At 63.3% G+C, this 16,338-nt stretch carries 21 protein-coding genes; 12 read left to right on the top strand and 9 right to left on the bottom strand.

The window, feature by feature from the left end:
* Nucleotides 1-149: 149 nt before the first annotated feature.
* The gene (locus tag AC1DGD_RS15725) at nt 150-296 is read left to right on the top strand and encodes a hypothetical protein (RefSeq protein ID WP_476857437.1); all 147 of its coding nucleotides are present in this window, start codon (nt 150-152) and stop codon (nt 294-296) included.
* A 619-nt stretch (nt 297-915) separates the two neighbouring features.
* On the opposite strand, the gene AC1DGD_RS15720 is transcribed toward AC1DGD_RS15725, so the two are convergent.
* Nucleotides 916-2,007 (bottom strand): HigA family addiction module antitoxin, encoded by a 1,092-nt coding sequence (locus AC1DGD_RS15720; RefSeq protein ID WP_476857436.1) that lies wholly within the window; start codon nt 2,005-2,007, stop codon nt 916-918.
* A 5-nt stretch (nt 2,008-2,012) separates the two neighbouring features.
* On the bottom strand, nt 2,013-2,324 hold the full coding sequence (locus tag AC1DGD_RS15715; protein WP_476857435.1) for a type II toxin-antitoxin system RelE/ParE family toxin: 312 nt from the start codon (nt 2,322-2,324) through the stop codon (nt 2,013-2,015).
* Between the two features lie 1,099 nt (nt 2,325-3,423).
* Here AC1DGD_RS15715 and AC1DGD_RS15710 point away from each other — a divergent pair.
* The 3 genes from AC1DGD_RS15710 to AC1DGD_RS15700 all read left to right on the top strand — a co-directional run bounded on the left by AC1DGD_RS15710 (nt 3,424) and on the right by AC1DGD_RS15700 (nt 4,764).
* Entirely contained in the window at nt 3,424-3,975 is a 552-nt protein-coding gene (locus AC1DGD_RS15710; RefSeq protein ID WP_476857434.1) for an endonuclease VII domain-containing protein, read from the top strand.
* A 211-nt stretch (nt 3,976-4,186) separates the two neighbouring features.
* The gene (locus AC1DGD_RS15705) at nt 4,187-4,435 is read left to right on the top strand and encodes an endonuclease VII domain-containing protein (RefSeq protein WP_476857433.1); all 249 of its coding nucleotides are present in this window, start codon (nt 4,187-4,189) and stop codon (nt 4,433-4,435) included.
* A 59-nt stretch (nt 4,436-4,494) separates the two neighbouring features.
* Nucleotides 4,495-4,764, top strand: a complete 270-nt coding sequence (locus tag AC1DGD_RS15700) for a hypothetical protein (RefSeq protein ID WP_476857432.1) — start codon at nt 4,495-4,497, stop codon at nt 4,762-4,764.
* A gap of 127 nt (nt 4,765-4,891) precedes the next feature.
* On the opposite strand, the gene AC1DGD_RS15695 is transcribed toward AC1DGD_RS15700, so the two are convergent.
* Nucleotides 4,892-5,611, bottom strand: coding sequence for a helicase associated domain-containing protein (locus AC1DGD_RS15695; RefSeq protein ID WP_476857431.1), 720 nt, complete (start codon nt 5,609-5,611; stop codon nt 4,892-4,894).
* Between the two features lie 168 nt (nt 5,612-5,779).
* Between AC1DGD_RS15695 and AC1DGD_RS15690 the strand changes: the two genes are divergently transcribed.
* Nucleotides 5,780-6,595, top strand: a complete 816-nt coding sequence (locus tag AC1DGD_RS15690) for a hypothetical protein (RefSeq protein WP_476857430.1) — start codon at nt 5,780-5,782, stop codon at nt 6,593-6,595.
* Between the two features lie 30 nt (nt 6,596-6,625).
* Here the strand turns inward: AC1DGD_RS15690 and AC1DGD_RS15685 are convergent, their stop codons facing one another.
* Nucleotides 6,626-7,924 carry a flavin-containing monooxygenase gene (locus AC1DGD_RS15685; RefSeq protein WP_476857429.1) on the bottom strand — a complete coding sequence of 433 codons (1,299 nt, stop codon included), beginning with the start codon at nt 7,922-7,924 and terminating at the stop codon, nt 6,626-6,628.
* 496 nt (nt 7,925-8,420) lie between these two features.
* Between AC1DGD_RS15685 and AC1DGD_RS15680 the strand changes: the two genes are divergently transcribed.
* Nucleotides 8,421-8,879, top strand: coding sequence for a hypothetical protein (locus AC1DGD_RS15680; protein ID WP_476857428.1), 459 nt, complete (start codon nt 8,421-8,423; stop codon nt 8,877-8,879).
* 5 nt (nt 8,880-8,884) lie between these two features.
* On the opposite strand, the gene AC1DGD_RS15675 is transcribed toward AC1DGD_RS15680, so the two are convergent.
* Entirely contained in the window at nt 8,885-9,268 is a 384-nt protein-coding gene (locus AC1DGD_RS15675) for a TfoX/Sxy family protein (RefSeq protein ID WP_476857427.1), read from the bottom strand.
* A gap of 321 nt (nt 9,269-9,589) precedes the next feature.
* On the opposite strand from AC1DGD_RS15675, the gene AC1DGD_RS15670 reads away from it, so the two are divergent.
* Entirely contained in the window at nt 9,590-9,793 is a 204-nt protein-coding gene (locus AC1DGD_RS15670; RefSeq protein WP_011690916.1) for a cold-shock protein, read from the top strand.
* Nucleotides 9,794-9,984: 191 nt separating this feature from the next.
* Here AC1DGD_RS15670 and AC1DGD_RS15665 read toward each other — a convergent pair whose 3' ends face one another.
* Both AC1DGD_RS15665 and AC1DGD_RS15660 read right to left on the bottom strand, forming a co-directional pair.
* Nucleotides 9,985-10,167, bottom strand: a complete 183-nt coding sequence (locus tag AC1DGD_RS15665) for a PspC domain-containing protein (RefSeq protein WP_223915840.1) — start codon at nt 10,165-10,167, stop codon at nt 9,985-9,987.
* A gap of 88 nt (nt 10,168-10,255) precedes the next feature.
* Complete coding sequence (locus AC1DGD_RS15660) at nt 10,256-12,091, bottom strand: AfsR/SARP family transcriptional regulator (protein WP_476857426.1); 1,836 nt, start codon at nt 12,089-12,091, stop codon at nt 10,256-10,258.
* 318 nt (nt 12,092-12,409) lie between these two features.
* Here AC1DGD_RS15660 and AC1DGD_RS15655 point away from each other — a divergent pair, with 318 nt between their 5' ends.
* Nucleotides 12,410-12,586 carry a hypothetical protein gene (locus AC1DGD_RS15655; RefSeq protein ID WP_018773982.1) on the top strand — a complete coding sequence of 59 codons (177 nt, stop codon included), beginning with the start codon at nt 12,410-12,412 and terminating at the stop codon, nt 12,584-12,586.
* A gap of 277 nt (nt 12,587-12,863) precedes the next feature.
* Here AC1DGD_RS15655 and AC1DGD_RS15650 read toward each other — a convergent pair whose 3' ends face one another.
* Complete coding sequence (locus tag AC1DGD_RS15650; RefSeq protein ID WP_476857425.1) at nt 12,864-12,995, bottom strand: hypothetical protein; 132 nt, start codon at nt 12,993-12,995, stop codon at nt 12,864-12,866.
* A 117-nt stretch (nt 12,996-13,112) separates the two neighbouring features.
* On the opposite strand from AC1DGD_RS15650, the gene AC1DGD_RS15645 reads away from it, so the two are divergent.
* The 4 genes from AC1DGD_RS15645 (at nt 13,113) to AC1DGD_RS15630 (ending at nt 15,412) form a co-directional block, all read left to right on the top strand.
* Nucleotides 13,113-13,499 carry a VOC family protein gene (locus AC1DGD_RS15645; RefSeq protein WP_476857424.1) on the top strand — a complete coding sequence of 129 codons (387 nt, stop codon included), beginning with the start codon at nt 13,113-13,115 and terminating at the stop codon, nt 13,497-13,499.
* A 124-nt stretch (nt 13,500-13,623) separates the two neighbouring features.
* Nucleotides 13,624-13,965, top strand: a complete 342-nt coding sequence (locus tag AC1DGD_RS15640; RefSeq protein ID WP_476857423.1) for a YciI family protein — start codon at nt 13,624-13,626, stop codon at nt 13,963-13,965.
* A 247-nt stretch (nt 13,966-14,212) separates the two neighbouring features.
* Nucleotides 14,213-14,692 (top strand): hypothetical protein, encoded by a 480-nt coding sequence (locus AC1DGD_RS15635; RefSeq protein ID WP_476857422.1) that lies wholly within the window; start codon nt 14,213-14,215, stop codon nt 14,690-14,692.
* Nucleotides 14,693-14,944: 252 nt separating this feature from the next.
* Complete coding sequence (locus tag AC1DGD_RS15630) at nt 14,945-15,412, top strand: hypothetical protein (RefSeq protein ID WP_476857421.1); 468 nt, start codon at nt 14,945-14,947, stop codon at nt 15,410-15,412.
* An 83-nt stretch (nt 15,413-15,495) separates the two neighbouring features.
* Here AC1DGD_RS15630 and AC1DGD_RS15625 read toward each other — a convergent pair whose 3' ends face one another.
* A complete protein-coding gene (locus AC1DGD_RS15625; protein ID WP_476857420.1) occupies nt 15,496-15,801 on the bottom strand; it encodes a DUF1905 domain-containing protein in 306 nt (101 codons plus the stop codon).
* Nucleotides 15,802-16,338 lie beyond the last annotated feature (537 nt).

The following is a 16,338-nucleotide window of genomic DNA, read 5'->3' as shown; positions in this document are numbered from 1 at the left end:
CCGCGAGTCAGCCAATATCGCCCTGTATTCCATAGAAACTTTCCTCAGCAGAAACAGACACTGCCGCCTTCGTAGCCTGGCCGCATCCGAGACCGTCGGAGATGAACGGGCCAGGCTGTCCGCCTTCGTTCTGGAGACATTGAGTACGAATGGACGCACTGCTGGGAACCGTGAGCTGGCTCTTTGGCTGCACAGCGTTCTCCGATGTCGAGTCGATGCGCGACTGGGTAATTCATGAACTTAAAGACAACGAACATCCCCTGGTCTTTGTAGAACATCGCCATGATCCCCGATGAATGGCGTGAACACTCACCCTATGCGCCGTGCATTGGCCTCGCATTTTCAGAAGAGACAAACGATTTTTATGGAGTTGCCTGCATATCGCGTCCCGCCTGCCTCGTGACGAGGCTAGAGCGTGGGTACGCAAGTCAATTGACGGATTCCGCCCGTGGCGGCCGTTTCACATCTGGTCCAGCACTACGCAGACGATGCATAAGTGCTGTCAATAGTGGGGGCACGGTTCGACGACGACAGGACAGCTATCATGCCTCCGTCGAAGCGTTGCGGTCATCTCTCTGGTGACCCAATTCCAGTGACATCGCCGTTCTTCCATCCGGCAAACTCCAAAGAGCACGAACCTGAACGCATCCGGAGGTTCCGATAGGCCGGCCAGATGCAGGTCCACGATCGGGGCCGCCGTGTCTTTGCCAGAGCCCTTGCTCTATGTCACTCGGGTCATTTGTCTCGCGTGGACCAAAAAGCAGCCACGGCTGCGATGCGCCAGGCTGACCCTCGGACCGTGGTTCGTTGACCCGTTGTCAACCAAGCGGCCCCGCTGATGTCCCTTGTCAGCATTCTCCTCCGCATCTAGTAGGAAGATCAGGACGACGTCGCGCAACGAAGTAGTCCCCCGGTTCAATGTCCGCTCTTTTCCCATAACTGGAGGTACTCATCGACGGATGGAGCGTCCTTCGCCAGAGCAGTTCGCCAGTCCAGTAATCCGTCCCGCTGCAGACGGCCAAGGACAACTACGGGGTGAACCCCAATCTTCTCGGCAGCCGAGTCTAGCCAACCCCGTCGGACAGTGGCAGGCGGTCCGGGGAGCTCGGAAGGGATTTGCCATTCTCCCGCCAGCTGATTTGCCTCCTCCTCAGCAGGTTCCTCAGAAGGGTCATCATCTATGACTGAGCGGTCAGGAGTTACATGCCCTAATACAACGTGGGCAATTTCGTGAAGCAGCGTAAGGAGGACAATATCAAGTCGCCTTCCTCGACCTGACAGGGCGATGACTGGCTGATCCGGGTCCTCATTCAGGAGGAAGGCAGCCCCATTGAGCTTGCTTCCAGGGAAGGCTTCCACGTAAACGAGGCGAACTCCAACAGTTGCAAGTTTCGTAGGTAGTTCTCCAAATTTCGCTGGGTCTGCCACGATTCGTGACAGGCGTTCCGCTAGATGCGTAAGTCCAGCCGCATCGTACTTGCTGGCATGGAGCTCTTGCGCGTGTTTACGTGCACAGGCTAGCCACGCTTTTTGCGATGGTGTGGGCTCTTGATCTCGATCGAAGCGCCGTGCGGCGGCAAGAAAACCAGGTGTTTCTTCGATACGTTCGATTTGGAACAAGTCAACCAGCTCATTGGCTTGTTCCTTAAGTGTTCTGCCTTTGAGGATTCCCCTCTTTAGTAGCAGGGCAACAGGGGCGAGTTCGTTCATCCGGGCCCGCAAACGCACATCGTCCAGCTCTTTGCGGGTTGCTTCACTGCGAGATTGGGTCCACAACAAGTACGAGTTCTGTAAATTAAGCCAGTATTCGGGCGCAGTCCCGAGTGCCGCGCCGATCTGGGCTGCTGATTCTCTGGTGATTTCCTTCTTGCCGGCGATGATTTCGGAGACAAATTGTGCCGGTCGCCCCAGGATCTGAGCGAAGTCACTCTGTGACCAATGACGGGCTTCAAGTTCCTCAGAGAGAGATTCCCCCGGAGGAAATGCTTCAGCGAGGTCGTGTGCCACTTACATCACTCCTCGGCTGCTTGTTGTGATCGAGCTTCAATGATGGTGGCGAAACGCTCTCCATTTCGAGTCTGGAACCGAAGTGCAAGCCGATACTTCGCATCAATATTGACCGACCATATGCCGTCATCGCTACCCTCCAACTTCTTCATGCGAAGGGATTTCAGCGCCATCAAGTCTCGCTCACTCACTGCAGAGTGCACTTGCTGCAGCCGCTGCCTATATGCCCTTGTTGTCCCGGCCGGCCAGCGGTCCGAGCGGTGGTCCGGTTCGTAGGCGAGGCGCTTCAAGTCCTCGTCCTCGAACTTCAAAAGCATCTCGCATGCCACCCTTCACCCCTGATCTGAATAACACATTACAGGAAAGTTGGCAACGAGGAGATCCACTCAACTCACATCTTGCAGCGGCTCATCACCCTTGCGCAAACTCATGATACAAGTTACGGTGAGAAAAGTTACTCGACTTGGCATTGAGGAGAAGGACATGAAGGCCCCAAGCAGCACGGCAGGATCTGAAGCCCTCGAAGGAGTAAGGGGCGGCGTGCGCCTGACATCCTTCCTCACTAATCGTCAGATGGTTGCCGTCAGGGGGCGTCGGACAACAGGCGCGGAGACAAATATTGATGCAATTGAGTTGTCAATGCAGGAGGCCAACCGAAGCCGGTCTGCCGTCGGGGACAACGACACAGTTGACGAGGAAATCTCAGAGCCCAGCGTCATCGCCTTGAACGCTGTAGCAGCAGCACATGCTGCCAACGACTACCCCGTCTTCCCATTTCGACTTTTTAGATTTTGGCAGCGAAGACAACTGGTGGAAACACTTTTCCGTCGAAGATGAAGCAGCGCGGGAGCACCCGCTACGGGATGAAAGTTGCTTTGCGTGTCGCCCCGGCAGGTTCCGGCAAGAGGCTTCCTTAGCCACCAAGTAGTTCGGTTCAGGATGTCGAGCGGGCGGGCATTTGCCTACTCGCCCATATCAGGAACGCGTTCCTCGCCGGCCGCACTTCTCCAAATCATCCCGCGGAAGTCAGAAGGTTTGCCCAATGCCCAAACGCCCAACAGAGGAGGAACGACAATGAGATCACTTAACCAGGTCATTGCGAACGGTAAGAAACGTTGCAGTCAGTGCGGTCAATTTCGGGACATCAGCGAGTTCGGCCGAATGTCACAAGCCCCATCGGGACTCGCCTACGCCTGCAAGGCATGCACTGGTGAGCGGGATCGCATCAGGTACGTGCCCGTGCCGCGCACTACGGCCGTACCTATTGTCGACGGGAAGAAGTCGTGTAGCAAGTGCAAGAGGCTGCTGCCGGTCAGCGATTTCCACAAACATTCACAAACGGCAAGCGGTCTCGCCAGCGCGTGCAAAGCGTGCACCTCGGAGAGCTTTAAGAGGACGTACGTCCCAATCACAAGAATGACAGCGATTCAAATTGTCGACGGCAAGAAACCCTGCAGCAAATGTAAACAATTGTTGCCGTTGAGCGACTACGGCATGGATTCCGGCACGCCCACTGGTCTCGCATATAAATGCAAGGTGTGCGCAGCCGAGGACCAAAGAGCCAAACGGAATCGCGACAAGGCCAAGGATCCTGAGGGGTATCTTGCCGCACAGAGAGCGTCCCAGCGGTTGTGGAGGGACAGCGCCCATCCGGACCTGAGGAAGGCGCGAGGGCGTAGAGGAAACCTTAAAAGCAAGGGTGTGACTGCCGACTGGTACGAGGCCAAGCTGGTTGAGCAAGGTGGAGTCTGCGCCATTTGTAAACTTCCTGAGAGCAAACTCAGTTCGGGGGGCGGAGTGAAGATGCTCGCCGTTGACCATAATCACACCACCGGAAAACCGCGAGGCTTGCTGTGCCAGCAGTGCAATATTGGAATCGGGGCGCTGCGGGACAGCCCAGAGCTCATCCGCAAAGCGTCCGTGTACCTCGTTGAGCGGAGGTGGGAAGAGATTGCCCAGAGCGTCTAAGATCGTTGACGGCAAAAAGCAGTGTGGAAAGTGCAAGGAGTGGCTTCCGGTAGACCAGTTCTACAAGCTCGCACGAGCAGCTACAGGCCTTGCAAGTGCCTGCAAGACCTGCACACTCGTTGTCCATCAGACTGCTAACTATCACCGGCGGTACAGAGAGCAGGATCCGGAGGGGGTTGCTGCCGTTAAGCGCCGCACCCACATCAGAACCATGTATGGCGTGACGCCGGAGTGGTATGACGCCGCGTTGGAAGCGCAGGGTGGCGTATGTGCGATCTGTGGCCAGCCCGAGACGGTAATGCGCTTCGGCAAATTGAAATTGCTCGCTGTGGATCATGACCATGCGACTGGAAAGCCGCGGGGCCTGCTGTGCCAGGGATGTAACCAAGGCATTGGTCATTTGGGGGAAGACCTTGGGCGCATGGAGGCCGCCGCCAGGTATCTGGAAGAACATGCCTGAGTACTGGACCGCAGCTCGACAGCAGCGCGCGGCCGTCGCCGACTTCCGTCTCCAAAGCCGTGCCAGAGATCGAGAAAGTCAACGGTCCGATCCACCCCACGGCGTTCACTGATGTGGTCGTCGAGGCGCCGGGAAATCACCCGGTCCAGGACAGGGATCTCGATCTGCCCACCCGAAGCTGCGTGCCCTGGAGTCTTGCCGTTGATCCTCTTCGACAAACCTACCTATTGGTTGCAGTTTCAGGAATAAGGCGCGAGCTGCACTTACCGCCCGAAGAACGTGGCATCGTCAATGTTGATAGGGATGAGCTGGCGCATATCGGGTTGTGACTCTTCCAGGAGCTCGCAGAGCCGGCGGTGCACCTGCCCGAGGGTTGGCGGTGTTAATCGGCCCGGATCCCTGCACACATCTGTTCGCCGTTTGACGGGGGTTCATTGTCAGCGCTCGATACGCTCGTTACCGCCGGGGAAGGCGGCCCCGGGTCCTTCCGACCCGCCATCCCGGCACTACGTCGTCCAGGAGCTTGATCTTCACGGGATCGAGTTCACCGCGGCGGCATTTGTACCGCTGCGTGTGGATCCACACCCCAAGGGCGTGCTCCCGCACCGAGTCACAGTCCTGGTGGCGGGGCCAGTCGTTGCCTTCCCCGCGGTAGGCCGCGAGCTGGGCGAGGCGGTCGTGCCAGCGGGCCTCGTCCTCGGCATCCCGGCGGTTGTCCAGCCACCCTGGCACGCGGGCAAGCCCGTCGCTGTAGGCCGGGTCCAGGCTGTCGCCTGCTGCTTCACGGCGGCGCCGGGAGAGCCAACGCGCCATCGACCGTTCGTCCCGGTCGGCGGAACGGCCGACGGGGAACCGGCCTTCGGCCGCGATCCAGGCGACGACATGTTCCATGCGGGCGAGGTCCTTGGGAGAGGGGTAGAGGATGGGTGCGGGGCCGACGGCGGCCTGGTGTTCGGCCTCGAGGGCCGGGTCCTGGCGGCGGGCGATGGCCAGGTGGTATCCGACGGCGGCGGGCTCGGCTCGCACGAGGGCAGCGATCCGTTGCCGGCTCAGCCCGAGCCGGTACATCAGCACCCATTCCGCGTCGGGAGCGCGCCGCAACCGCCTGTCCATATTGGGCACCATCTTGCCACGGCTCACCCACGAGTCGAGCGGCCACAGCGGGTCAACAGACAATTCTTTCGAGCATCCATCGGTGCGGGCGGAGAACCGGGGTAGTGCTTCCGATGCAGGGATGGCCTCGTACCGAAGCCGCGCGGGCTGGCGGGCTCCTTAAGCGCCGAAGGCCCGCTTCCCCCAAAAGTGCGGGACACTGGAAGTCCCGAGCCACGAAAGCGGGCCACCTTGATTAGTCTCCAGCACGATGCCGACGGCTCCATCAGGCTTCACCCGGCCGAGTCCAAGGGGCTGAGCGCGGCCGGCGGCGCCGGCCATCTCGATCCGCTGCTGTATCCTTGGGACCCGCCCGTGGCCTCGGGTGTCCTGGACGGCGATGAGTTCCGGCCCCTGGAGCTTTCAGCCGGACTGGATGAGGCCCTCGCGCAAGCCGGCGCGGCACCGCTGGAAGCCCGTTCCCTGGTGGTCTCCATCGGCTCGAATTCAAGCGCCGACGTGATGCGGCGGAAATTCGCCAGCTTCCACCAGCCTGTCAGCACGGTCCTGCCGCTGGTCCGGGGGCGGCTCCACAACATCGCCGTTGGCCACTCCGCCCACGTGAGCAAGGCCGGCTACATCGCCGCCGCCCCGTATCCGCTGCTGGGAGAGCGCACAGCGGTCTGGCTTTCGTGGCTGGACGACGTCCAACTGATGGCCCTCGACGAAACGGAGCCCAACTACCGGCGGATCCAGCTCGACGGCGAAGCCTGCCCGCTCGTGGCGGACCACGGGGAACGTCCGGAGGAGTATTCGCTGTTCACCTCGCGCTGGGGCGTGCTGACCGACGGCGCCGGCGGGAAGCTTCCCTTCCTCGACCAGCCGGCCCTCTTCGGGCTCCTCGCCGGCAGCGGCACCGGGGACCTCGTGGAGGAGGGGAAGTCCGTGTTCGACGGGCCGCCGGAGCTTGTTGCCGAGCAACTCGGGATACCCTCGGTCCAGGCATGGGCCAGGGAATGGTTCAGCTCGGCCGGCCTCGCCGCACCAGTGGACTTCGACGGGCCTTGACCGGGTAGCCACCCCTCTGGAACGCCGCGTTCACCGGGCGGCGATGTTCTGTGCATTGTTCTGCGCGATGTGCTGCGCAATGTATTCGGCATCGCGGCCCACGCCCGCCACGATGGACGAGCCGTGCCCGGTCAACCACGGCAACCCGACGGCGTACAAGCCCGGGTGTTCGGTGACACCGCGGTGGTGCCGGGGGTAGTTCCATTCGTCCAGCACCGGGATGTCCAGGATGCTGAAGTCCAGCCGGTAGCCCGTGGCCCAGAGGACCGACGTGACGTTGGCGGCTTCGAGGTTCAGCCGCACCGGCTCCGAAGGAAGCCAATCGTCCTTGCGCGGCGGCTCCGGCTCCGGTGCCGACATGCCGGTGGCGGCAATATAGCTGTCGAACATCGGCTTCATCCGCTGGTAGAACGCCGACTCCACCAGGCCCAGGCGTTCCGGAAGGTCATCACTGAAGACGAGGTCGCCGTCGTCGGCTGCTTCCAAATGGCCGTGCAGCCGGACGCCGCGGCGGCCGAGGTCCCGCAGGTGGATGTCGTGGCCGCCGTCGGCGCCGGACACCAGCGGGTTGCAGGCGAACCTCGCCGCGGGGGAGGGCAGCTGCCCCACGGTGAGGCCGTTCAGTCCGTAGTCGGGGCCGAATTGTGCAAGCTGCATCATCCAATAGAGGAGGTCCTGGCCGCGGTACCGGCGCGGTGCTTCCGGGCACATGGACACCGCCAGGTGGATTTCGCGGCCGACGGCGAGCAGTTCCTCGGCGATCTGGCCGCCGGACTGGCCGGTGCCCACGATGAGCACGGCACCGTCGGGCAGTTGGCCCGGGTTGCGGTAGCTGTCGGTGTGAAGTTGCAGGATGTGGCTGGGCAGTTGCGCCGACAGCGCGGGGATTTTCGGCTGCTGGTAGCCGCCGGTAGCGAGCACCACGTTCCGGGCCCGCCAGCTGCCCTGGGTTGTGGCCACGTTGAAGCCGCCGCCCTCCGCGGGCGCGATGCGCGTGACATCCGCGCCCGTTCGGACCGGAGCGCCGATGCTCTCCGCATAGTGCCGGAAATGGCCGATGAGGTCATCTCGCAGCATGAATGCTTCCGGGGCGGGGCCGTCGTACGGCATGCCGGGCAGCGCGAGCGAGAAGTTCGGCGTGTTCAGGCAAAACGCGTCCCACCGGTCCTGCCACGCCCCGCCAAGCGTTTCGCGCCGTTCCAGCAACTGATGTTCGACGCCGGCCCGGCTTAGCCAGTAGCTCGTGGCCAGACCAGCCTGCCCGGCCCCGATGATGAGGGTGTTGATGCTTTGCGGAGCCGCATGTCGGGCGGCCGTCGGGGTCTCCATGGTTCTTCTCCCGTAGCCAGGGTGCAGGGCTGGGTTTGTTGGCAGGATATGCCCGCAGCGTCGCTTCGTACAGGTGCCCGACGACGGCGATGGCGCTCCAACCGTGGTGTTCGCCGAGGGTGTTGCGGCTCAGTGCGGACCGCTACCGTTTTCCTATGGCCATGGGCAAGCAACGGTGCTCTGACCCCTACAGGAATTTCTACTCGGAAGGAGTGGGAAAGGTCATGAATCGACGAACCAGAATCGTCTTTGGTGTGATCGTCCTGTTGGTGGTGGGGCGACAATATTTGTCCTCGACAACACAAAAAGGAGTAGGGCGGCGGAGTACAACCCGCAGATCAACCCCGCCGATTTCACCACTGAAATCACCAATAAATACTTCGCCCTCCCTGTCGGCAAAAAACTGACGTACGAGACCACCGAGCAAGGAAGAGTCACCGAGAGGATCGAGATCGTAATCCTGCCGGAGACCAGGACCATAGAGGGTGTTGAGACGGTGGTCTATCTGGACAAGGAGTACAAGAACGGGCAGCTCGTAGAGGAAACCCGGGATTACCTGGCGCAACACAAAAACGGCGACGTCTGGTACTTCGGCGAGGACGTGAACAACTACTGGAATGGGATCTTATTGCACCATTCGGGCAGCTTTCTCCATGGAAAAGACGGGGCAAAAGCCGGCATCTGGATGAAGGCCGAGCAGCGCGTCGGCGATTCCTACCGGCAGGAATTCTACGTTGGTCACGCGGAAGACATACGGGACACGGTAGCTACCGGCGAGACCGTCTCCACCAAGTCAGGCACGTACACCGACTGTGTCAAGGTCTACGACTGGACGCCGCTTGAAAAGAACTCCCGGGAGTATAAGTACCACTGCCCCCAGATCGGTGCGCTGGCCCTTACCGAGGACCTGGAGACCGGCAGTCGGTCAGAACTCGTGAATGTTGTCCTGCCCTAGTCTTTCTACTTTTTGGGCCGGGGCTTAGAAACCTTCGGCTCCTTGGGCGGCAGTCCGGCCACGTGCTCGAATGCTTTCTCCACCCAGGCTTTGGCCCGTGCCTCGTCGCCGTCGCCCTCGGCGTTCCAGATCTCCGGCAGCCCGGTATAGCCGCCCATCGGACGCTCCGCCGGCCCGAACGGGACGGTCCGCTCGGTGCTTTCGAGCATCTCCTTGTCCGCCTCGGCCAGTTTCACGCCGATGGTGGGGCCGAACAGGCCGGCGAACATGTTGCCGTTCACGAAGGCGCCCAGGTTCCCGAACATCGGCTTGACCACTACCTTGGGTTTGTCCGGCAGCACCGAGCGGAAGTGTTCCTTGTCGGCGTCGGACGCTTTCGGCATTTCCATGGGTCTTCCTCCGGTAAGGACGGTCGCGGGCTGGTCTTCCTGCAGGATATGCCCGCGGCCGGGCACGGCACAGGCAAGGCGCGCAGACGGCCGGCGCGATGCGGGGTGGGCTGCCGCGGACGGCGGCTCGATGGGGCTGTGGTAATTCACCGCACAAATCTCCTGTAGAGTTGATCCTGTTGTTGTGTTTATGCAGTTCGTAGTTCAGGCAGTACGCAAGGTTGCAAGACCTTGTTCTTCTGAAGCAGCGGTTTTGAGCACCCCAAACAGGAGGACCCGAAAGTCGGGACAGTTCCTCCACCTTCACGAAGGACAAAAATAATGGCTACTGGTACCGTCAAATGGTTTAACGCTGAAAAGGGCTTCGGCTTCATTTCCCCCGATGACTCCTCACAGGACGTTTTCGCACACTACTCTGCGATCAACTCCTCCGGCTTCCGCTCCCTCGAAGAGAACCAGAAGGTCTCCTTCGAAACCGAGCAGGGCCCCAAGGGTCCCCAGGCCACCAACATCCAGGCTATCTAATTTCCTTTTAGATACCCGGGACCGTTAGGTTTCGAGCAGGGCCCGTCTTCGGACGGGCCCTGCTTTTGTTTAACCCAGCTGTGCTTCCAAAACAGGGACGACGACCACGGCGCGCACCGCCGTCGTCCGCCCGTGGCACTCCTCATGCCGGCCAGGGCTCCCGCGCCGGGTCCCGCACCACTAGCCTGCGGCTAGTCGTCCCGGGGGATGAGGATCCACAACGCGATGTAGACGAACTCGCCCACGCCGAACAGGCCGAAGAACATGAACCCGAGCCGGACAAATGCCCGGGGGACTTCGAAACGGTCGGCCAAGGCAGCGCACACGCCTGCGAAGATTTTGCCGCGTCTGGGGCGAACCAAGGTTGCTGACATTTCGCTACCGTAGCACCAGGCGCCCGTCGAGTCAGCAGTGTCTTTCGCCCCTGCCGCCCCGTGCCACAGCACGCGCCGCAGCCCGGCGTCACAGCTGGCCGCGGCGCGCCAGGTAGGTGTTGAGCGCCGGGTTGTCGATGTCCTTGGCCAGCCACGGGATGGTCTCGGCGGCGGCGGTGTCGCCCAGGAGCGCCCGGTGCGAGTGCGCCCGGACCACGAGTTCGCGCAAGGCGCCGCGGCTGGCCATGGTGCCCAGCCGGTCGGCGTAGTCCCCGGCGGCGGGGGAGTCGGCGTCGATCGCGACCTCGGCAGCCGTGTCCAGCAGCCGTGCCCGGTACCAGAGGTACCAGGGCGTGGTGTCGAGCCCGCGCTTCAGCCAGGATTCGGCCGCGGCCTGATCGTTCAGCGCCATGCTGAGCCTCGCCTTGGCCCCGGCGGCCAGGGTCAGGTAGCAGTGGTCGCCGGCGACGTCGGCCATCACCCACGAGCGGTCGATCAGGGGAGCGGCGTCCTCCAGACGGCCGGCGGCGAGGAAGGTCTCGCCGCGGAGGCCGGCGACAAAGGGTTCGAAGGCCGTCCAGTGCTCGGCCGCGATCAGTTCCTGGGCCCGGTCCAGGCATTCAACAGCCGGCTCCAAATCCCCGCGCAGCAGATGCACCCGGCCGGTCAGGGCCGTACTGAACGCCAGTAGGCGGCGGCCGCCAACGGCGGTGGCGAGCCGGCTCGATTCGGCCAGGGCCGCCAGCGCCTCACCGTAGTGCGCGGTGTCCGAGGCCGCCATGCCCTGGATGGCCAGGATCCTGGAGCGTTCGTCGTCGAACCCGTCCGCCGCCCGGGCCGCCTGCTCCAGCCAGCCGGCCGCACGGTCCGGAATGCCCCGCTGCACGGACAGGTACCCCAGCTCCCGGTACGCGGCCGCCGCCACCCGCGACGCCGGCCGCCCGGGGTTCCGTCCCTCCGACCCGAGCGATTCCGGGTCCAACCCTTCCGACTTCAAAGCTCTGTGTAGGAGGTCGGCCACTTCGGCACCGCGGCCGCCGGCCTGATGGATCAGTGCCCCGGACAAGGTGACCAGGGATTCGGCGAGCAGATGATGGTCGCCGGTCCGCTGCGCGATGTCAGCCGCGAGGCGTAACTGCTCCAGCCCGCGGTCCACGGAGCCGGCCGAGAGCGAGGCCTCGGCGGCGTCGAGGTAGGACCGCACCGCCGCCGAACTCGCCGGCAGCCCGGGCTCGGCCGCGGGCGCCGCGTCTGCCAGTGCCCGGCGTACCTCGGCCGGCACGCCGAGCCCGAGCTCCCGCCGGTAGAGTTCGCGGCACTTGTCGGCCTGTTCCCGTGCCCGCCGGTAGTCACCCAGGGCGAGCAGGGCTTTGATCAGCACGGCGTGGCAGTCGGCGTTGAAGGGGTCCAGGTGCAGCGCGCGGGTGGCGAGGTCGACGGCGTCGTCCGTTCTTCCGGCCGCCAGTGCGGCGAGCGATGCCTCGTAGAGCAGCGTCAGGACAGAGTTCTCGAGCCGGTGCCGCTGGTCCTCCAGCCAGGATTCGAACGCCGGGCATTCTTCGAAGGTGAGACCCTCCAGGAGGTCGCCGTCGAAGGTGCGGGGGTCGGCGTCGCCGGCTGGCTGCAGGGCCGCCAGCACGTCGCAGTTCCAGCCGGCGGGCAGCACCAGCCGCAGCGGGTCGCCGCCGACCGATTCCGCGCCGAGGGTCCGGCGCAGCTCGGACAGGTTCCAGCGCAGGGCACCGAGCGGGTCCTCGGCGTCGGGGAACAGCAGGGCCGCCGTCCGGGCCCGGCCGGTGCCGCCCGGTTGCAGCGCGAGGTAGGCCAGCACAGCCCAGGCCTTGCGGCCCCGGGGCTGCCGGGGTGCGGTGCCAGCGGACTCGATCCGGGGCGGACCGAGGAGCCGAATCCAAGTCTCGGCCATATGAGTCATGCTACGCCGCCCGCGGGCACGGGGGAGGGGCCGACGGCGAGCATGCGGCGGGAGAGCGACGTCGCCTGACCGGCGCCTGATCGGAGCCGAAGGGAGCCAGAATCGGGCGGAAAACCAAAGCGGAAAATGCTCACACGGTGGCTCACACGGTGGGTGCGGAAACTGGACATGTCCCCACAAAAGGACCGGAAACCTGAACCCCGGCCGCAAACCTAAACCCGCACCGATCGCCCGGGATTCCGGCCCAACAACCTGATCCATCATCAGCCCCAACAACCAGCTCCATCACTCGCCCGAGGTGCTCTTCACATGGAATTTGCCGCTCTCCTGCTCGCCGGACTCCTGGTCTTCGCAGCCGTCGCCACCATCGTCGCGGTCGTCCGCGACGGCCGGGGCCACACCCCTCCCATCCGGTCCACCCGCCCCTGGATGGCAGGCAACCTGCCCAGCGAACCGTACGCATCCCTGCGGTCCCTGCAGGGCTGACTGAATCCCGCCAGCCACACGCCAGTAACCGCACGGGCCTGATCCCCACCTCCAGCATGGGAGGCGGAGGTCGGGCCCGACGTCGTGCGGTGCCTTTGCGGAGTTCAGCTCCGCGCGGCGGCGTGCTGTTAGCACCGCGTCCGTTCACGGGGCCTGCGTAGCCCCGGTCTGAGGAGGCCGGTCTTTTAAAAGGACCGTCGCGGCGATTGCGGTCCCAAATGCGAAGAGGACCAACGGAGTTTGGAAAATCGCGCCCATGGTGGGTAGCGTCGATGGCCTATGCGGCCGCGTAGCCGACGAAGAAGCAGACGAGCAGCGCAGGAGTCTTGTAGCTCTTCGTAAATGCCCTAACCGCGAAGTCGTAGACCAGGTATTTGAGTCCGATGGCCGCCGTCGTCATCGCAGCCAATGTTTCCCCTTCTGAGACTGGCGCCGTGAAGGTTCCAAGGACGTAGCCGGCGCTCTTGAAATCTGAAGAGTGCCGGATGTCAGATGGTCTCAGACAACCACACCGGAGGAGGTCGCCATGACGGTCGCTTTCAACCACACCATCGTCTACGCAACGGACAAGCGTCGGTCGGCGAAGTTCCTGGCCAACGTGCTCGGACTGCCGGAACCCCAAGCCATGTGGTCTTTCATGACCGTGCCCCTTGACCACGGGGTGGCCCTCGATTTCGCCACGGCGGACCAGCCCATCGCCCCGCAGCACTACGCCTTCCTGGTCAGCGAGGAGGACTTCGACGGAATCTTCGCAAGGATCCAGGCCGAGGACATCCCCTACTGGGCGGACCCGGGACGGTCCCGCCCACAGCAGATCAACCACAACGACGGGGGACGCGGCGTCTACTTCGCGGATCCTGACGGGCATTTCCTTGAGGCAATCACGCGCCCGTACGGATCGGGTGCTGCGTGAAGTCACAGGCCCTGCGTCACGGCCACCGTGACCGCCGAGACCGTTGCGCGGCACGAGGGCATCGGCGAGGATGAATGCGGTCCACCGAGCTGCAAACCGTGCTGCAAACAAGGAGTCGACGCGAATGACCAAGTATCTGATCTCGTTTCCGAGTGCCGCCATGGTCTTCCCCGAGGAAGAGCTGCAGGCTGTTTCGGATGCGTCGCACGCGGTCGTCCAGGAGGCGAAGGACGCCGGCGTCTGGGTGTTTGGCGGCGGCATCGATGAGGGCATCCCGCCCGTCATGGTCGACGGCGATGGGACCGTGAGCGAGGGCACCTACCCGCAGACGACGCAGCTCGAAGGCGGCTACTCGGTGCTGGAGCTGCCCTCCTACGATGAGGCTTTGGAGTGGGCCGCGAAGATCGCGGCCGCCTGCCGTTGCGCGCAGGAGGTGCGCGCCTTCCAGTACGACCCCGCCAGCTAGGTGACTGCGCGGCGGGGGTGGCTTACACTGACCTCGGCTGGTGGGCGCCGGGGGAGGGCACGTGTCGAGACGACATCTTTGTGGGGCAGTAGTGGTGGCTTTCGGGCTGGCCTTGGCCGGGTGCTCTGGATCCCCACAGCCCGGTCTAGCCTTCACCTCGCCCACCATGCGTGCGGCACCCTCAACCCCGGGTCCTCAGCCGAGCCCGTCCATCGCCCACGACGGCAACGTGAAGGGAAGCAGCCCGGTGAGCGTAACCGTGGCACCTGACATCTTCGACCAGCAGGGCGAGAGGTATGAGGAAGGACTGGGTGACGGATGGGAAACGTCACCCGGGTTCCTTGTCGAGACCGACGACCAGGACAAGGCCGCCGCGGCATTGTATGCGGCGGGAGAGCGCTTTATGTCGGTGGACCAGAACGGCAAGGAACTGAGGCCCGCCGAAATGACCGGCGACTACCCCCAGTACACGCCAAACTACGTCTCCGATGTCTATCTGACCGAACTTGGCCCCATGATTTGGACTGACACCAAAGGCGAACTCTCTATAGGCATGGCGGAGAGGATGCTGCTCATACTGGAGGCCGAACTCCGGTCCCAGGGGATCACGGCCCATGTGACTGCTCCACCGGCTGACCTCTCACTCGACGGCACGCCCATCTGGCGGCCTCCCACCGAGACCGCCGTGCACGCGGGAGCTGACGTGAAGGCGCCGACGAACGAATAGCGGCGGCGGGAGAACCTCGGGGCACCGTTCCCCCGCCCGGACCGGCGGGGAACGCCGACGTCGTCGATCAAGTGTCTAGACACCCGCAGTGGCGCGGGAGCATCCTAAACGTGTGCGCGTTTCGGGAGGAGAGCGGCCAAGGGGCAGGGAGATCCCGTCCCGGCTGGGGAATCCTGGGGAACCGGTGGACCGCTGGCAGTCCCACTTTCCAGGCGTGCGGACACGATCGGCGAGGGAACCGGGGACCAGATCATGGACGAAACATCCGATACGCGGCAAAGGCTGTCCAACCGCATCGACCAGAAGCAACGGGACCTTCAGTCCTACCTCGGCAGGGAACGACCACGGCGCTCCCGGCTGGCCGGCATCAGCATCGTGGGCAGTGCGCTGGCCGCCGCGTTCACGGTCGGCCCCGCCGCCGGTGGCACGGGGTTCACCGAAGCGGTGGCGAACATCTTCAACCTGGCGGACGACTCGATTGTGTGGCGGGGACTGTGTCTGCTGGCGGTGATCTGCTCCGTTGCCGCGGCGCTGGCCACGAACTTTGCCACTTCCCGTTCCGTGGCGGACCGTGTGAGCGCAGCCGAGACCGCCAGCGCCCAGCTGGAGGGGCTGCAGGTCGCACTGAATTTCGGCCACATCGAGATCGACGAGGCCGTCAAGCTGTATCAGCAATACGCCACGCAGGTGGCCTTCGTGGAGGCATCGCCGGCCCGGTGAACTGTTCCTTCAAGCAGCGGCGCAGTAGAGAGCAGAAGCGTTCGGGTCGCCCTACAGTTACCCCTGCAATCCAATCCCTGTTGTCAGCCCTCAAGAATCAGCTCGACTTCCACGTCCACCTCATCGCCGGCGCGGATGCCGGCCGCGGTTCTGATGGCCTTCTTGACGGGGAGGAGGTACGAGTTGGTCCTGCTGTCCGGGAAGAGCGACGTCGACCACCGCTGCCCGGCGATGCAGGCCTTCACCTTCACCGAACCGAAGCCCTTCCGGAATGGGGCGGCCTGGTCCTTGAGTTGCTCCGCCAGGTCCGGCGGCAAGGTGATGAAGTGCCAGCCTGCCTGCTCGGGGTATTGCCACAGCTCGGCACGGAACGTGTACGACGTCGTCACGCTCTGAGTATGGCACCGGGAGCGAAGCCCCGTGTTGTGCGCGTGTGACCCACTCCATAGAAGCCCGACGCCGGCCCGCCGGCCTTTGGGGGCGGCCAGGGCTGCCGAAATCCGCGCGGATCCGGGGAATGTGACGCCATGGGACCCCCTCAGGGGGCCGATTTGTGCAGGGTCCTCCCGGCGTGTAAAGTAATTCGAGTCGCCGCCGCTGATGCGGAAAGAAAGCGACCGACCCCCTTCTAAACAGCCTGAAAATGGTTCGCAAATTTGCGCGCTAAATAACGGCGGGGACCTTCTTGGATGAATGCAAATCGCAGAAATGCGAATTTGCAAAGACTTCCGAGATCGGGTAAGTTTGAAAAGTTGCTCCGGAGCGATCCTTGACTGTTTGTTGGTTGTGGTGGTGCCGGGTGTGTCTGTTGTTTGAGAACTCAATAGTGTGCCAAGTTTGTTGATACCAATTTATTGTATTGAATTGGTTGAATTTGCCGGGCCCGCCACCCCGTGGTGTGGTCTGGTGTTATTTGGCTGGTTTCA

The organism is Arthrobacter sp. 05T45, from assembly GCF_056395875.1.
This window is presented reverse-complemented; position numbering and strand designations above follow the sequence as displayed.

Bases quoted from the DNA above. Each gene is read 5' to 3' on its own strand.
- AC1DGD_RS15675 (WP_476857427.1), bottom strand. From the start codon at position 9,268: ATGGAAATGCCGAAAGCGTCCGACGCCGACAAGGAACACTTCCGCTCG.
- AC1DGD_RS15685 (WP_476857429.1), bottom strand. From the start codon at position 7,924: ATGGAGACCCCGACGGCCGCCCGACATGCGGCTCCGCAAAGCATCAAC.
- AC1DGD_RS15705 (WP_476857433.1), top strand. From the start codon at position 4,187: ATGTATGGCGTGACGCCGGAGTGGTATGACGCCGCGTTGGAAGCGCAG.
- AC1DGD_RS15715 (WP_476857435.1), bottom strand. From the start codon at position 2,324: ATGCTTTTGAAGTTCGAGGACGAGGACTTGAAGCGCCTCGCCTACGAA.
- AC1DGD_RS15725 (WP_476857437.1), top strand. From the start codon at position 150: ATGGACGCACTGCTGGGAACCGTGAGCTGGCTCTTTGGCTGCACAGCG.
- AC1DGD_RS15640 (WP_476857423.1), top strand. From the start codon at position 13,624: ATGACCAAGTATCTGATCTCGTTTCCGAGTGCCGCCATGGTCTTCCCC.
- AC1DGD_RS15665 (WP_223915840.1), bottom strand. From the start codon at position 10,167: ATGTCAGCAACCTTGGTTCGCCCCAGACGCGGCAAAATCTTCGCAGGC.
- AC1DGD_RS15630 (WP_476857421.1), top strand. From the start codon at position 14,945: ATGGACGAAACATCCGATACGCGGCAAAGGCTGTCCAACCGCATCGAC.
- AC1DGD_RS15710 (WP_476857434.1), top strand. From the start codon at position 3,424: ATGACAGCGATTCAAATTGTCGACGGCAAGAAACCCTGCAGCAAATGT.
- AC1DGD_RS15655 (WP_018773982.1), top strand. From the start codon at position 12,410: ATGGAATTTGCCGCTCTCCTGCTCGCCGGACTCCTGGTCTTCGCAGCC.
- AC1DGD_RS15645 (WP_476857424.1), top strand. From the start codon at position 13,113: ATGACGGTCGCTTTCAACCACACCATCGTCTACGCAACGGACAAGCGT.
- AC1DGD_RS15660 (WP_476857426.1), bottom strand. From the start codon at position 12,091: ATGGCCGAGACTTGGATTCGGCTCCTCGGTCCGCCCCGGATCGAGTCC.
- AC1DGD_RS15670 (WP_011690916.1), top strand. From the start codon at position 9,590: ATGGCTACTGGTACCGTCAAATGGTTTAACGCTGAAAAGGGCTTCGGC.